Origin of the sequence: Streptomyces sp. NPDC093260, assembly GCF_040683715.1 — a bacterium.
Classification (GTDB): Bacteria; Actinomycetota; Actinomycetes; order Streptomycetales; family Streptomycetaceae; genus Streptomyces; species Streptomyces sennicomposti.
The window spans coordinates 165,934-180,899 of record NZ_JBFBEK010000001.1 but is presented as its reverse complement, the minus strand read 5'-3'; the positions used below and the strand labels follow the sequence as shown (position 1 = coordinate 180,899).

Here is a 14,966-nt window from a genome sequence, read left to right as displayed (position 1 = left end):
CGGTCTCCCGCCCCACGGCCCCTTCCGCCCGCCTCAGCGGGTCCCTCCCGCCCATGTGAGCGGTCTCTTCCGCCTGCGTGAGCGGTTCCTCTCCCCACCTCAGCGGTCCCTCTCCCCCACGTCAGTCGTGCACGCCCGACGCGCGCCCCGCCGCGCGCCAGGAGGAGTCTCATGCAACCCCTCATCGACAACGCCCGTACCTTCGGACAGCGCCCCGAGGAGTTCGCCGCACTCGCCGCCGGCCAGTCCCCCGAGGTCCTGTTCATCACCTGTTCCGACTCCCGGGTCGTCCCGGCCCTGATCACGGGCGCCCGCCCCGGCCAGCTGTTCGAGCTGCGCACCGCGGGCAACATCGTCCCGCCGTACGCGGACCGCCCCAGCGGCGAGGCGGCCACCGTCGAGTACGCCGTGCAGGTGCTCGGGGTGCGCGACATCGTCGTCTGCGGCCACTCGCACTGCGGCGCCGTCGGCGCCCTGGTCCGCGGCGACGACCTCGACGCGGTACCGGCCGTCCGCGACTGGCTGACGGGCGCGACGCCGCTGCCGTCGGGCCCGGCCGAGGACCCGTGCGTCGCGGAGGCCGTGCAGAACCACGCCCTGGCGCAGATGCTGCGGCTGCGTTCCTACCCGTGCGTGGAGCGCAAGCTGGCGGACGGCCTGCTGAACCTGCACGCCTGGTACTACGAGGTGCACACGGGCGCCGTCCTCGCGCACCGCCCGCAGTCCGACCTCTTCACGGCCCTGTGAGCGCCGCCGTGTCCCGCGCCATAGCCAGGTTCCCCTTCCTGCGGCAGGACTTCGCCGCCTCCCTCGTCGTCTTCCTGGTCGCGCTGCCGCTGTGCGTCGGCGTGGCCGTCGCCTCCGGAGTGCCCGCCGAACTCGGCCTGGTCACCGGCATCGTGGGCGGCATCGTCACCGGACTGCTGCCCGGCAGCAGCCTTCAGGTGTCCGGCCCGGCCGCCGGTCTGACGGTGCTGGTGTTCGAGGCCGTGCGCGAGTTCGGGCTGCCCGCGCTGGGCGTGCTCGTGCTCGCCACCGGGGTGCTCCAGCTCGCCATGGGCGCGCTGCGGCTCGGCCGCTGGTTCCGGGCCATCTCGGTGTCGGTGGTGGAGGGCATGCTGGCCGGCATCGGCCTCGTGATCATCGCGGGCCAGCTGTACGCCGCCGCCGGTCTGAAGGCCCCGGCGTCCGGCATCGACAAGATCACCGGGCTGCCGGGGGCGCTGGCCGACGCCCTCGCCGGCAGCCGGGCACCCGCCTCGCTCGCGGTCGGCGCGGGCACCGTCGCGGTCCTCGTGCTGTGGCCCCGGCTGCCCCGGCGGGTACGGGCGGTGCCGGGGGCACTCGCCGCGGTGCTCCTGGCCGCGCTCGCCGCCCGGCTCCTCGATCTCCCGGTGGCCACCGTGCGGGTGCAGGGGCTGCTCGACGCGGTCCAGCCGCCCGGGGCCGAGGCCTTCGGCGAGCTCGCCAGCCCCGCGCTCTACGGCACCGTCGCCGCTTTCGCCCTCATCGCCTCGGCGGAGAGCCTGTTCAGCGCGGCGGCCGTGGACCGGCTGCACGACGGGCCGCGCACCCGGTACGACAAAGAGCTGATGGCGCAGGGCGCGGGCAACGCGGTGTGCGGGCTGCTCGGCGCGCTGCCGATGACCGCGGTGATCGTGCGCAGCTCCGCCAACGTCCGGGCCGGGGCCCGCACCAAGGCCTCCCGGGTGCTGCACGGGGTGTGGCTGCTGGTGTTCGCGGCGCTGCTGCCGTCGGCGCTCGCCCTCATACCCCTGCCCGCGCTCGCGGGCATCCTCGTGCACGCGGGCTGGAAGCTCATCCCCTTCCGCCAGCTCGCGTCGCTGTGGCGGGGGCACCGGGGGGAGGCGGTGATCCTGGTGGTCACGGCCGTGTCCATCGTCGTGGTGAACATGTTCGAGGGGGTGCTGATCGGCCTCGCCCTGTCGGTGGCCAAGACCGCCTGGGACGCCTCGCACGCGAAGCTGGAGGTCGTCGACAAGGGCGCCGGCCCGGTGCAGGCGTACCTGTCGGGCAACGCGACCTTCCTGCGCCTGCCGCGCATCCTCGACAGCCTGGAGGCGCTGCCCCAGGACCGGCCCGTCGAACTGCACCTGGCCGGACTGCACCACCTGGACCACGCCTGCCGTACGGCGCTGGAGAACTGGGCCGAGCGGCACAGCGCGGCGGGCACCGAACCGGTGCGGCTGAGCACGGAGCCGGCGCGGCTGCCCGCGCCGCCGGGCTGACGGCGGCGCCCCGGCGGTCCCGGCCGGGCGACCGCCGGGGCGCCCCGGCGGTCGGTCCGACGGCTCGACCGGGTGGTCGGACCGGGCCTATCGTTGAAGCAGGCGCCGCTTGGGGCGCATCGGCGACCTGCCGAGGAGTCGTCATCATGGTCGAGGACGTACTGACCGCCGTGATCGCCGCCGGCTGTGCCGGGCTCGTGTACGTCGCCGGGGCGGCGCGGGTCGTCAAGCAGTACGAGCGCGGGGTGGTGCTGCGGCTCGGCCGGTTCGCGGGGGCGGTGCGTTCGCCCGGCTTCACGATGATCGTGCCGTTCGTGGACCGGCTCTACAAGGTCAACATGCAGATCGTCACGCTGCCGATCCCCGCCCAGGAGGGCATCACCCGGGACAACGTGACCGTGCGGGTGGACGCGGTCGTCTACTTCAAGGTGGTCGACGCGGCCAACGCCGTCATCCAGGTGGAGGACTACCGGTTCGCGGTCTCCCAGATGGCGCAGACGTCGTTGCGCTCGATCATCGGCAAGAGCGACCTGGACGACCTGCTGTCCAACCGGGAGAAGCTCAACCAGGGCCTTGAACTGATGATCGACAGCCCGGCCATCGGCTGGGGCGTGCAGATCGACCGCGTCGAGATCAAGGACGTGTCCCTGCCCGACACGATGAAGCGCTCCATGGCCCGGCAGGCCGAGGCCGACCGGGAGCGGCGGGCCCGGATCATCAACGCGGACGCCGAGCTCCAGGCGTCCAAGAAGCTCGCCGAGGCCGCCCAGCAGATGGCGGACACGCCCGCCGCGCTGCAACTGCGGCTGCTGCAGACGGTGACCGCCGTGGCCACCGAGAAGAACTCCACGCTGGTGCTGCCCTTCCCGGTGGAGCTGCTGCGCTTCCTGGAGAAGGCCCAGCAGCCGGGCCCGGCCGCACCGCCTCCGGCCGCACCGGCGCCGGCACCCGAGCCGCCGAGGCCGCTCGCCAACGGCTCCCAGCCCTTCACCCCGGCGCATCCGGTCGCCGAGGCGGCCTCCGTCACCCCCGTACGGGCCGCGGCCGACGCCGCCGCGCTCCAAGCGGAACCCGAGGGCGAGGGCGGGCCCGTTTCCCGCGCCCCGGAGCCGGAAGCGCGGGCCGCATCCGAGCCCGCCGAGCCCGAGCAGCAGCGATCGGAGCGGTGAGAGACCGGCCGCGACGGACCGGACCCGGCAGCGCCCCGCGGCGGCGGCCGTGCCCGGCGGCCCTCGCCCCGGACGCGCACCGACCGCGCCGGCCCCGGGATGCCCACCGGCCGGGTGACCGCGCCGCCCCCCCGGTCGTGGTGCCGTTCATATGACTGCTGGGCGGCCTAAATTCGTCCGGTGATCTCACTTGTACGACGAATCACCGCCGCCTGCGCCCTGAGCGCCGCCCTCACCACCCTCGTCGCCTGCGGTTCCACCACCACGCAGGCCCCCCACGCCGGACACCCGGCCCCCACCAAGTCCGAGCGCCTCCCCGCCAAGCCCTCCGCCACCGCCCCCGCCAAGCCGCCGACCCTGACCCCCGGGCCCGGCGGGCTGACCCCCGTCTTCACCAACGGGCCGCGGACCGGCGGCAAGACGGTCGCGTTCACCTTCGACGCCGACATGACCGCCGACGAGGGGCCGCGGGCCAAGGCGGGCGAGCACTTCGACAACCCGGGGCTCGTCGCGGCCCTGCGCTCGCTGAAGGTGCCGGCCACGGTCTTCATGACCGGCAAGTGGGCCGAGACCTACCCCGACGAGGCCCGCGCCATCGGCTCCGACCCGCTCTTCGAACTCGCCAACCACACCTACAGCCACTACGCCTTCACCGACGACTGCTACGGTCTGCCGACCATCTCCGAGGACGGCGTCCGCGAGGACGTGGAGCGCGCGTACGCGGCGTTCCAGAAGGCCGGCGTCCCGCACCCGATGCCGTATCTGCGCTTTCCCGGCGGCTGCTACGACAAGGACGTGCTGCGCGCCCTCGGCCCGCTCGGCGTCACCGCCGTGCAGTGGGACGTGGTGAGCGGCGACGCGTTCGCGACGGACGCCGACGCGGTGGCCCGGCAGGTGCTCGACGGGGTCAAGCCCGGCTCGGTCGTCGTCATGCACTGCACCCGCAGCGCCGCCCCGACCACCGAGCACGTCGTGCGCACGGTCGTGCCGCAGCTGCGCGCGAAGGGCTACCGGTTCGTGAAGGTGTCCGAGCTGATCGGTGCGACCAGCGGCCACGCCTGACCGCCCCCGGCGGCCGCCCGGCCCCGCGGCGCAGCGGTCCTGCCGTCCTACGCTGGAGTCATGAGCGAGGACGACGAACGACGCGCCGGGACCGCCACGGACGGCGGCGGTGACGACGGCGACTACTGCCTGATCGACACCGCCAGGCCGCCGAAGGCCGACGGGCCGCCGTACGCGGAGTGCGTGCTGTGCCGGAAGCCCACGGAGTACCCGGAGTCGTACAAGGGGATCACGCTCTGCCCCGTCTGCGAGTGGCAGGAGGCGCAGCGCACCGCCTGCTCCGGGTGAGCGGGTGAGCCCCCGGGCCGGAGCAGGCCGGGGCCGGCCGGTCACCGGCTGGCAGACTGGTGGGCGTGAGCACCGACGAGACCACCACCGCCACCACCGTCCCCGGGAACAGCCCCTTCCGGTTCGGGCCGAGCACCCGCGACCAGGCTCCCCAGTTCGTCCTGCCGCTGGTCGTACGGATCGAGCGCGCCGCACCCCCGGCCCGGACCGACGCGCTGGAGACGGCGGCCCGCGCGGTGCTGGTGCTGCTCGGCGACGAGCGCTCCCTCGGCGAGGGCGAGTGGGCGCGGGCCGTGCGGGACTGGCAGGACGCCCGGATCCGCAAGGTGGTGCGCCGGGCGCGTGGCGCGGAGTGGCGGCGGGCCGAGGCGCTGCCCGGCATCACGGTCACCGGGCAGGCGGCGGAGGTGCGGGTCTTCCCGCCGGTCCCGCTGGACGGCTGGCCCAAGGACCTCGCCAAGCTCCAGGTCTCCGGCACCGACCTGGACGACCCCGAGCCGCCCGCCGAGCCCGGGCCGGACGTCCCGGTGCTCTGGCTCAACCCCGGTCTGGAGATGTCCGCCGGCAAGGCGATGGCCCAGGCCGGGCACGGCGCACAGCTCGCCTGGTGGGAGCTGACGCCGCGGCAGCGGGCCGCCTGGCGCGAGGCCGGGTACCCGCTCGCGGTGCGCACCGCCGCTCCCGGCCGCTGGGCGGGGCTGACCACGAGCGGCCTCCCGGTGGTGCGCGACGCGGGGTTCACGGAGATCGCGCCGGGCTCGTGCACGGTGGTCGCGGACCATCCGGCGCTGCGGTAGCCCGCCGTCGGCGGAGCGCGACGGGGACGTTCGGGGCCCGGGGCCTTCGGGGCTCGCCGGAGCAGAGGGGCCCGCGGGGTCGTGCGGGCCCGCGGGGTCGTGCTGGGCCGGCGGAGTCCCGCGGTCGCCGTGCGGCCGGTGAGACCTTGCGGGCCGGTGAGACCGCCTCGGTCCTGCGGTCCGGGCTGCGGTCCCGGCCGAACCTCAGATGTTGCTCTGAAGGCGCGGCGCGCGGGATTCGCGGGCCGTCGCCGGGGCCATACCCCCCTCACGCGCATCATGCGCGTGTCATGATGCCCGGGCGTGCGACGCCCGGGCCCGGGGGGACAGAGGGGTGACGAGACGATGCAGCGGCTGGGGACGGGGATCGGCTGGCGGCCGGAGATCGCGGACGCCGTGGAGCGGATGCCGGACGTCGACTGGGTCGAGGTCGTGTCCGAGAACCTGTGCCCCGACCACCCGCCGGAGTCGCTGAAGCGGCTGCGGGCGCGCGGGGTGACCGTGGTTCCGCACGGCGTCTCGCTCGGCCTCGGCGGGGCCGAACGACCCGACGACGGCCGGCTGACCGCGCTCGCCGAGCGGGCGCTGGCACTGGGCTCGCCCCTGGTGACCGAACACATCGCGTTCGTGCGGGCGGGCGGCGCACTGACCGCCTCCCCGCGCCTGGAGGCCGGACACCTGCTGCCCGTGCCCCGCACCCGCGACGCCCTGGACGTGCTGTGCGAGAACGTCCGCATCGCGCAGGACGCGCTGCCCGTGCCACTGGCCGTGGAGAACATCGCCGCGCTGCTGTCGTGGCCGGGCGAGGAGCTGACCGAGGGGCAGTTCCTGTACGAACTGGCCGACCGCACCGGCGTACGGCTGCTCATCGACGTGGCCAACCTGCACACCAACCACGTCAACCAGGGCGAGGACCCGGCCCGCGCGCTGGCCGAACTCCCCCTCGAAGCCCTCGCGTACGTCCATGTGGCGGGCGGGTTCGAGCGGGACGGGGTCTGGCACGACAGCCACGCGCACCCGGTCCCGGAGCCGGTCCTCGGCATCCTGACCGACCTCGCCTCCCGTGTCACCCCGCCCGGGGTCCTGCTGGAGCGCGACGAGAACTTCCCCGGACCGGGCGAGCTGGAGCGGGAGCTGGCCGCGATCGGGAAGGCGGTGGAGCTGGGACGTACGGTCGCCGCCGCTCGTGCGGACGTCGTCGGCCGGCCGGCCGGAGCCGGTCGCGCGACCGCCGGGGGCCGCCCGCCCCGGGTGGTCGCCGCGCCCCAGGCCGCCACGTCCGAAGCCGTCGCGCCCGAGGCCGGTGAACCGGTGACCGGCGAACCCGGGGCCACGGCACCGGAGTGCGCCGTCGCCGAGGCGACCCGGCAGCGGCTCGGGCTCGCGCAGACCGCGCTGCTGTCGGCGCTGGTGGCGGGGACGCCCGCGCCGGAGGGGTTCGACCGGGTGCGTCTGGCGGTGCAGGCCCGGGCGCTGGCGGCCAAGCGGGCGGACGTGGTCGCCAAGATCGCGCCGGAGCTGCCGGTGATCCTCGGGGCCGGTTACCGGTCCGCGTTCCTGGCCTATGCGCAGGCGCACCCGATGAGCGGCGGCTACCGGCTGGACGCGATGGAGTTCGCGGCGTTCCTGCTGCGCGCCGGGGAGCCGGACGACCGGCAGGCCCGGCGGGCGCTGCGCGCCTGGTGGCTGGAGCGGTCCGGTCCCGCGCCCCGGTCCCACCGGCCGGCGGTGCGGGCGGCCTGGGCGGCCCGGCGCGTCCTGCTGCGCCGCTGACTCCGTCCGCAGCGGTCGCGGTGCCCGCCCCGGCGGTCCCCGGGCCCGCCCCTGGCAGCCCCGCGTCTCCCTCCAGCGGCCTGTCCTGCCCGGCGGCCCGGCGCCGCTTCCGCCTCCGGCCGCCGAGCGCCGTACCGCGTGCCGTCCGTGTGTCCGATGCGACACCGCTGGATTCCGGGCGCCCGGCGCAGCCGAAGTAATATGCCAACCCTTCACTCACCCCCGTAGCGCACTGACGTGCGGTGCCGTGACAGGAGGCACCCATGCGACCGCGACCGCCCGTGCAGGGCCGAGGCATCCTCAGCGGCACCGGGATCATCATCACGGTGCTGGCCGGCACCGTCGTGGCCCTGCTCGTCCCGCTCTGGTCGTACGCGGAGCGGCCTCCGGCGCCGCCGGAGCCGCTGAGCGCGCGGACCGTGGCGACGCCGTACGGGCCGCTGTCCGAGCAGGACCACGACTTCCTCACCACGGTCCGGCTCGCCGGGCTGTGGGAGGCGCCCGCCGGGCAGCAGGCCGAGCAGCGGGGCACCACCGAGGCCGTACGGACGGCGGGCCGGCACCTCGTGGACGGGCACACCTTCCTCGATCGGCGGGTGCGCGAGGTGACCGCCCGGCTCGGACTGCCGCTGCCCAACGAGCCCACCGCGCAGCAGAGGGAGTGGCTGACCACCCTGGACCAGGCGCAGGGCGAGGAGTACGACCGGCTGTTCGTCAACATCGCGCGGCTCGCCCACGGCAGGGTCTTCGAACTGGTCGCCCAGGTGCGGGCGAGCACCCGGAACTCGCTGGTGCGCGCCCTCGCCGACGACGCGAACACGACGGTCCTGGACCACATCAGGGTCCTGGAGGCCACCGGGTACGTCGACTACGCCTCCGTCGCCCGGGACCTGGCCGCCGGTCCCGCTCCGACGGACGCCGCCGCCCCGACCGCCGTGCCGAGTGCGGTGGGCCCCGGCGACGTCGTGCCCGTCATGCCGTCCGGGGCGCCGGCGTCGCCGACGTTCACCCTGCCGCCGGCCGCCTCCAGCCCGCCTCCCCCGTCACCCGCGCCGACTCCCTGACCTCGGGGAACAAACGGAAAGTCACATACCGGCCACAGCTGGTCCGGCATGTGAACAGGGCATGGAGTTTCCCGGGCCACTGGCATAGAAACTTGTCATGTTCTGGGTACTTCTGCTGCTGCCCGCCTGGGCCGTCGCCGGTGTGACGTGCACCCGGCTGTGTCTGGCCGCCGTACGCGCGGCGGCCTGGGACGCCGGCCCCGCGACCACGGGCCGGGACCACGAGCTGACGCTGTACGAGGCCGCGTTCCTGTCCGGCGGTCCGGCCCGGGTCGCCGAGGTGACCCTGGTCTCCATGGCGCGTCAGCGCCGGCTCCTCCTCGCGCACACCGGCTGGGCGACCGTCGTGGACCCGCGCGGCCGGGACGAGATGGAGCGGTCGGCGATAGGGGCGATCGGCCCGGAGGGCCAGTCCCGGATCGCGCCGGTACGGGCCGCCCTGGCCGCCGCCGACTCGGTGCGCGGCCTCGCCGACCGGCTGGTCAACGCGGGTCTGGCGGTGCCCGAGGAGTCCTCGGCGAACGTCGCGGCCGGGGTCCGCCAGGTGCGGGGGGCCGCCTTCGTCGTCCTCGCGCTGGGCGCGACCGCGCTGCTGATGCCCGGCCCGACCGGGATGCCGCGCGCTCTGGTCTCCCTCTGGTTCGCGCTGCCTCTCGCGCTCACCCTGAGCTGTCTGGCCATCGCCCGCATCGAGATCCATCCGTACTCGCCCTGGGCGTCCCCGGCCGGGCAGCGGCTGCTCGGGACGCTGGCCCGGCGCGCGGACCACGCCGAGGACGGTCCCGGGGACGAGCGCTCGTACCTCGCCTCCGTGGCCGTACGGGGCATCCGCGCGATCGGCGAACCGGAGCTGCGGGCCGCCTTCACCCACCGCGACCAGCCCTGGCGGGAGTAGCCGGCCGCGCGTCCCGCGACCTGGGGGCGTCGCCGCGCCGGGTACGGGGCGCGGGGGCGCGCCGGACGGCGTGCGCGCTCGGGCGGGGCGCGTCGGGCGCATTGGCCGCGACACCGGGTGTCCGGTGCTTGCCTCGGTCATCGGGCCCACCAAACATCCCTTCTGTTGCCGCCGGCCCTCGAACCGCTGCCGCCGGGCAGCGAAGCCGCCGCGCGCCGAAGGGGATACGCGATGAGAGCAGCCGCCGTCTGCACGGCCGCCGGTTCCTTGGTCCTGACCGTCCTCGCCGCCCCGGCCGGCGGCGCCCCCGCGAGCGCGCGGACGGTGCCCGGCGGGACGGCGGAGCTTCACGGCACGGTGGTGGCCGCGGCGCGCGCCGAGGCGGCCGGCATCCGCTTCGGCGCGTGCCCCGAGGCCAGGAACCTGCCCACCGCGCTGGAGTGCGGCACGGTGGCCGTGCCCCTGGACTACGCCCACCCGGACGGCAAGCAGATCAAGCTCACCGTCAGCCGGGCGCCGGCCACCCGCAAGGACCCGCGCGACGGCAGGCGCCCGGTGCCCCGCCAGGGCGCCCTGGTGTTCAACCCGGGCGGTCCGGGCGCCGACGGCATGTCCTTCCCGCTGATCGGCCTGCTGCCCGAGTGGAAGCGGGTCGCCGCCGCCTACGACCTCGTCGGCTACGCCCCGCGCGGCGTCGGCCGCTCGGCCCCCCTGTCCTGCCAGGACACCAAGGACTTCCTCAAGGCGCCGACCCCCGCGCCGACGCACCCCTCGGCGGCGTACAAGAAGCAACGCGTCGCCGAGGCCAAGGCGTACGCACGCGGCTGCGTCCGGCGCGCGGGTTCCGCCCTGCGCCACTACACGTCCCTCGACAACGCCCGCGACCTGGACGTGCTGCGGGCGGCGCTGGGCGAGCGGCGGCTGACCTTCATGGGCGCCTCCTACGGCACCTACTTCGGCGCGCTGTACGCGACGCTGTTCCCCTCGCACGTACGCCGGATGGTGTTCGACTCGGTGGTGAACCCCGACCCGGCCCGGGTCTGGTACCGCGCCAACATGGCGCAGTCGGCCGCGTTCGAGGGCCGCTGGACGGACTTCAAGAAGTGGGTGGCCCGGCACGACGACGCCTACCGGCTCGGGCGGACGCCGGAGGCGGTGCAGGCCTCGTACGAGAAGGCCCGCGGGCGGCTGGCCGCGAAGCCGGCGGGCGGCACCGTGGGGCCGGGCCAGCTGCACTCCGCGCTGCTGAACACCGGGTACTACGACGACTTCTGGCCGGGCAGCGCCGAGGCCCTGTCGGCGTATCTGAAGGGCGACGACAAAGCGCTGGTCGCGATGGCCGCTCCGGTCGTGGAGGGGGCGAAGGAGGCGGAGAACGGCACCGCCGTCTACACCGCCGTGGAGTGCAACGACGCGCCCTGGCCGACCGACTTCGCGGTGTGGGACCGGGACAGCACGCGCCTGGCGCGGACGGCGCCGTTCGAGACGTGGGGCAATGTGTGGATGAACCTGCCGTGCGCCTACTGGCCCGTGCCCCGGCAGCGGCCCCTGGACGTGCGGACCGCGCCGGGCGAGCTGCCGCCGACGCTGCTGCTGGCCGCGGAGCGGGACGCCGCCACGCCGTACGAGGGCGCGGTGGAGCTGCGGCGGCGGCTGGCCGGTTCGGTGCTGGTGACCGAGCGGGGCGCGGGCGCGCACGGCGTCGGCTACGGGCCGAACCGGTGCGTCAACGCGTATCTGGACGCGTATCTGCTGGAGGGCAGGGTCCCGGCCCTGGACGCGGCCTGCGCCGCGCACCCGGAGCCACGGCCGCACGAGCCGACCTTCCGGGACCGGCGCAAGCGGGAGATGCGCGACGCGCTGAAGGCGAGGTCCGACGCGGGGCAGCGGCCCGGGAAGTGATCCGGCCTGCCGCCCCGGCCGCCTGCCCGGCCGGGGCGCGCCGCGGAGCGGACGGGGGCTCCGCGGCGCGCCGTGCGGTCGTCAGGCCAGGCCGGCGACCAGGTCGGCCACGTCCTTGCGGCGGCCGGTGAAGAACGGGACCTCCTCGCGGACGTGCCGGCGGGCCTCCGAGCCGCGCAGGTGACGCATCAGGTCGACGATGCGGTGCAGCTCGTCGGCCTCGAAGGCGAGGATCCACTCGTAGTCGCCGAGGGAGAAGGACGCGACGGTGTTGGCGCGCACGTCCGGGTAGCCGCGGGCCATCTTGCCGTGGTCGGCGAGCATGCGGCGGCGGTCCTCGTCGGGCAGCAGGTACCAGTCGTAGGAGCGCACGAAGGGGTAGACGCTGACGTAGTCGCGGGGCGTCTCGTCGGCGAGGAACGCCGGGATGTGCGAGCGGTTGAACTCGGCGGGGCGGTGCAGCGCCATGTTCGACCAGACCGGCTCCAGAGCGCGGCCGAGCTTCGTGCGGCGGAAGAGGTTGTACGCCTCCTGGAGCTGGTCGCTGGTCTCGGCGTGCCACCAGATCATGACGTCGGCGTCGGCGCGCAGCCCGGAGACGTCGTAGGTGCCGCGGATCGTCACGTCCTTGGCGGCGAGCTGGTCGAACAGCTCCTGCACCTCGTCGGCGTAACCCGTGCGGTCCTCGGGCAGTACGTCCTTCAGCTTGAAGACGGACCACAGCGTGTAGCGGATGACCTCGTTGAGGTCCTTTGCCAGCTTGCCCTTGTTCGGGATCCGGCCGGACTCGGTGATGGAGGCTTCGTCACTCATGGGGCTATTCTCCCGCTCCGCCGTGCAGGCTCTGCACCGGGGCGGCGGTGAGTTCCCGCACGGCACTCAGGTCGCCGCCGAGCTGGTCGACGGCGGCGTACGCGCTGGCCACGCAGGCGGGGACGCCGACGCCGTCGTACACGGCGCCGCACACCGCGAGGCCGGGCAGCTTCGCCACGTGCTCGCGCACGCGGGCCACGCGCGCGTGGTGGCCGACCGGGTACTGGGGCAGCCCGTCGGTCCAGCGGGTGACCCGGGCCTCCAGCGGGGCGGCGGTCAGGCCGACGGCCTCGCGCAGGTCGTGCCGCGAGACCTCGACCAGGTCGGCGTCGGGGCGGTCGAGGATCTCCGTCTCGCCGTACCGCCCGACGGAGGTGCGCAGCACCATGACGTCCGGGTCCTCGTCGGCGATCCAGCCCCATTTGCGGGAGGCGAAGGTGGACGCCTTGATGGTCCGTCCGTCGACGGGGGGCACCAGGAAGCCGCTGCCGTCGGGCAGGGCGGCGTCGGCGTCGGAGCGGCGGTAGGCGAGGGTGACCAGCGCCATGGAGGCGTACTCGACGGCGCGCAGTTCGGCCGCGGCGGCCGGCGACTCGGCGGCCAGCAGGTCGGCGGCGGCCGGCGCGGGCGTGGCCACGATGACCGCGGTGGCGTGCAGCACCCGGTCCCCGGCGGTGATCCGCCAGCCGCCGTCGGCCCGGCGGCGCAGTGCGGTGACGGGGTTGGCGGTCAGGATCTCGCCGCCGCGCGCCCGCACCGACGCGGCGACCGCGAGGGGCAGCCTGCCGATGCCGCCCTCGATGCCCATGAAGACCGGTCCGGCCTGCTGCGCGCCGGCCGCGGCGCGGGCCTGGATGTCGCGGACCGCCTCGGTGAGCGAGTCGTGCCGCCGCGCGGCCTCGAAGAGCTGGGGAACGGCGGAGCGCATGGAGATGCGGTAGGCGTCGCCGGCGTAGACCCCGCCGAGCAGCGGTTCCACCAGGCGGTCGACGACCTCGCGGCCCAGGCGGGCCGCGACGTACTCGCCGACGGCGACGTCGTCGCCGGTCTCGGTGCGGGGCAGGTCGGCGTCGCGCCCGATCCGGGCCAGGCCCTCCTCGGAGAGCACCCCGGCGAGCGCGGCGGCGGTGCCCGGGACACCCATGACATGGCCCTTGGGCATCGGGCGCAGCGCGCCGCGGGTCCAGATCGAGGCGGAGGCGGTGGCCGGCGGCTGGAGCGCGTCCCCGAGACCCGCCTCACGCGCGAGGGCCACCGACTCGGGGCGGCGGGCCAGCATCGACTCGGCGCCCAGGTCGACGCGCACGCCGGCGATCTCGCCGGGCAGCAGCTTGCCGCCGACCCGGTCGGAGGCCTCCAGCACGGTCACCCGCGCCCCGCGTTGCAGCAGGCGGTGCGCGGCGGCCAGGCCCGCGATCCCGGCCCCGATGACGACGACGTGCCCCGTGCTGTCCGTACCCGTTGCGCTCATGGCCCCCACTCTCTCAGACACCGCCGACAGCGCGGCCGGGCCCGACGGTCCTGGTCGGGAGCCGGTGGTCCCGCGCGCGGGAGGCGGTACGGGGCGGCGCTCTGGTTCCCGCGCCGGTGCGCCGTACCGGTGCGCCGGTCGGCGCGGTGTCCGGCGCGAGTCCCGACCGTGACCTCTTCGGGACCGTCCTCCGCCAACGTTCCGCCGTGTCCGGGCGTCGAAGGTGCGTCAGCCGGTCACGACGACCCTCGGGGGGACCCAGATGCACCTACGACGTTCCGTCCGGCCCGCCTCCGCCCTGGCCGGGCTGCTCCTGGCGGCGGCCCTCACGCTCACCGGGTGCGGCGCGGGCGGCGACAGCTCCTCGGACAAGGCCGCGGCCGGCAGCGCCGCCAAGGACGCGTACCGCGGCGGCGCCGAGAGCGGCGGTGGCGGTGGCGCCGAGGGCGCGAAGGCGACTGCGGCGCCGAAGCTGACGACGGCTCATATCGTGCGCACCGCCGCCCTGAGCGTGGAGGTCAAGGACGTCGCCAAGGCCCTCGCCGCGGCCCGTGCGGCCGTCGGGAACGCGGGCGGCTACGTCGGCGACGAGAACACCACCCGCGACGAGGACGGGCACGAACAGACCCGCGTGGTGCTGCGCGTGCCCGCCGACCGGTACGACGCCGTGCTCACCGCCCTTCAGGGCACGGGCAAGCTCCTGGAGCGCACGGCGAAGGCCGAGGACGTCACCGACCAGGTCGTCGACGTGAACAGCCGGATCACGTCGCAGCGGACGAGCGTCGCACGGGTCCGCGCCCTGATGGAGCGGGCCGGGAAGATCGGCGACGTGGTCGCGCTGGAGAGCGAGCTGAGCCGCCGCGAGGCCGATCTGGAGTCGCTGCTCGCCCGGCAGGCGTCCCTGAAGGACCGTACGAGCCTGGCCACCATCACCCTGTCGCTGTCCGGCACGGCGGTGCACCGGGACGACGCCGCCGCGGACGACGAGCCCGGGTTCGGGGACGCGGTGTCGGGCGGCTGGCACGTGTTCGTCACGGGGGTGCGGTGGACAGCGCTGGCGGTCGGCGCGGTGCTGCCGTTCGCCGTCGCGGCGGCGGTGATCGTGGTCGCGTGGCGGCTGGTACGGCGCCGGTCGCCCCGCCGTGCCGCCGCACCGGCCGTGCCCGCGATGACCGCGGTGGGGCCGCTGCCGGGCGCCCGGCAGGGCGCGACGCCTGCGCCTGCGACGCGTCCGGTCCACGCGGCGGCTCCGACAGCTCCGGCGGCTCCGGCGACCGCGACGGCTCCTCCGGGGGCGACTGTGCGGCCGAGTGCTCCGTCCGCGGCCGGAGGGCCGGGCGGCCGGACGGCCGAGGGGCCGCAGGCCGAGCGCGCCGACGAGACGCAGACCCCGCGGGCGGACGGCGAGCACGAGGCGCGCCCGGACGGCGAGTAGGGCGCGCGCCCGGCCGAGGGGGCGGGGCGGGCCCGGATGAAGTCCCGC

Annotated in this window: 13 protein-coding genes; 11 read left to right on the top strand and 2 right to left on the bottom strand. The window is 75.6% G+C overall.

The genetic code is table 11. The annotated features are described in order from the left end of the window. Nucleotides 1-171: 171 nt before the first annotated feature. The 10 genes from AB0N63_RS00630 to AB0N63_RS00585 all read left to right on the top strand — a co-directional run bounded on the left by AB0N63_RS00630 (nucleotide 172) and on the right by AB0N63_RS00585 (nucleotide 11,199). On the top strand, nucleotides 172-747 hold the full coding sequence (locus AB0N63_RS00630) for a carbonic anhydrase (RefSeq protein ID WP_365522089.1): 576 nt from the start codon (nucleotides 172-174) through the stop codon (nucleotides 745-747). Further along, nucleotides 744-2,249: a SulP family inorganic anion transporter gene (locus AB0N63_RS00625; RefSeq protein ID WP_365522086.1), complete on the top strand. Its 1,506-nt coding sequence runs from the start codon at nucleotides 744-746 to the stop codon at nucleotides 2,247-2,249. The genes AB0N63_RS00630 and AB0N63_RS00625 overlap by 4 nt, the downstream gene beginning before the upstream one ends. Nucleotides 2,250-2,395: 146 nt before the next feature. Next, the gene (locus AB0N63_RS00620; protein ID WP_365522083.1) at nucleotides 2,396-3,418 is read left to right on the top strand and encodes a slipin family protein; all 1,023 of its coding nucleotides are present in this window, start codon (nucleotides 2,396-2,398) and stop codon (nucleotides 3,416-3,418) included. A gap of 180 nt (nucleotides 3,419-3,598) precedes the next feature. Next, nucleotides 3,599-4,480, top strand: coding sequence for a polysaccharide deacetylase family protein (locus AB0N63_RS00615; RefSeq protein ID WP_365522080.1), 882 nt, complete (start codon nucleotides 3,599-3,601; stop codon nucleotides 4,478-4,480). A 60-nt stretch (nucleotides 4,481-4,540) separates the two neighbouring features. After that, nucleotides 4,541-4,768, top strand: coding sequence for a hypothetical protein (locus tag AB0N63_RS00610; protein WP_365522077.1), 228 nt, complete (start codon nucleotides 4,541-4,543; stop codon nucleotides 4,766-4,768). 65 nt (nucleotides 4,769-4,833) lie between these two features. Beyond that, the gene (locus AB0N63_RS00605) at nucleotides 4,834-5,565 is read left to right on the top strand and encodes a peptidyl-tRNA hydrolase (protein ID WP_365522074.1); all 732 of its coding nucleotides are present in this window, start codon (nucleotides 4,834-4,836) and stop codon (nucleotides 5,563-5,565) included. 345 nt (nucleotides 5,566-5,910) lie between these two features. Beyond that, nucleotides 5,911-7,338, top strand: coding sequence for a DUF692 family multinuclear iron-containing protein (locus AB0N63_RS00600; RefSeq protein ID WP_365522071.1), 1,428 nt, complete (start codon nucleotides 5,911-5,913; stop codon nucleotides 7,336-7,338). A gap of 263 nt (nucleotides 7,339-7,601) precedes the next feature. Further along, nucleotides 7,602-8,402: a DUF4142 domain-containing protein gene (locus AB0N63_RS00595; protein WP_365522068.1), complete on the top strand. Its 801-nt coding sequence runs from the start codon at nucleotides 7,602-7,604 to the stop codon at nucleotides 8,400-8,402. Between the two features lie 97 nt (nucleotides 8,403-8,499). Next, a complete protein-coding gene (locus AB0N63_RS00590; protein ID WP_365522065.1) occupies nucleotides 8,500-9,297 on the top strand; it encodes a TIGR04222 domain-containing membrane protein in 798 nt (265 codons plus the stop codon). Between the two features lie 231 nt (nucleotides 9,298-9,528). Then, entirely contained in the window at nucleotides 9,529-11,199 is a 1,671-nt protein-coding gene (locus AB0N63_RS00585; RefSeq protein ID WP_365522062.1) for an alpha/beta hydrolase, read from the top strand. Nucleotides 11,200-11,280: 81 nt separating this feature from the next. Here AB0N63_RS00585 and hemQ read toward each other — a convergent pair whose 3' ends face one another. Together hemQ and hemG are read right to left on the bottom strand one after the other, a co-directional pair. Beyond that, on the bottom strand, nucleotides 11,281-12,012 hold the full coding sequence (gene hemQ, locus AB0N63_RS00580) for a hydrogen peroxide-dependent heme synthase (protein ID WP_365522059.1): 732 nt from the start codon (nucleotides 12,010-12,012) through the stop codon (nucleotides 11,281-11,283). Between the two features lie 4 nt (nucleotides 12,013-12,016). After that, a complete protein-coding gene (gene hemG, locus AB0N63_RS00575) occupies nucleotides 12,017-13,483 on the bottom strand; it encodes a protoporphyrinogen oxidase (RefSeq protein WP_365522056.1) in 1,467 nt (488 codons plus the stop codon). 262 nt (nucleotides 13,484-13,745) lie between these two features. Between hemG and AB0N63_RS00570 the strand changes: the two genes are divergently transcribed. Next, the gene (locus AB0N63_RS00570; RefSeq protein ID WP_365522053.1) at nucleotides 13,746-14,918 is read left to right on the top strand and encodes a DUF4349 domain-containing protein; all 1,173 of its coding nucleotides are present in this window, start codon (nucleotides 13,746-13,748) and stop codon (nucleotides 14,916-14,918) included. Nucleotides 14,919-14,966: the final 48 nt, after the last annotated feature.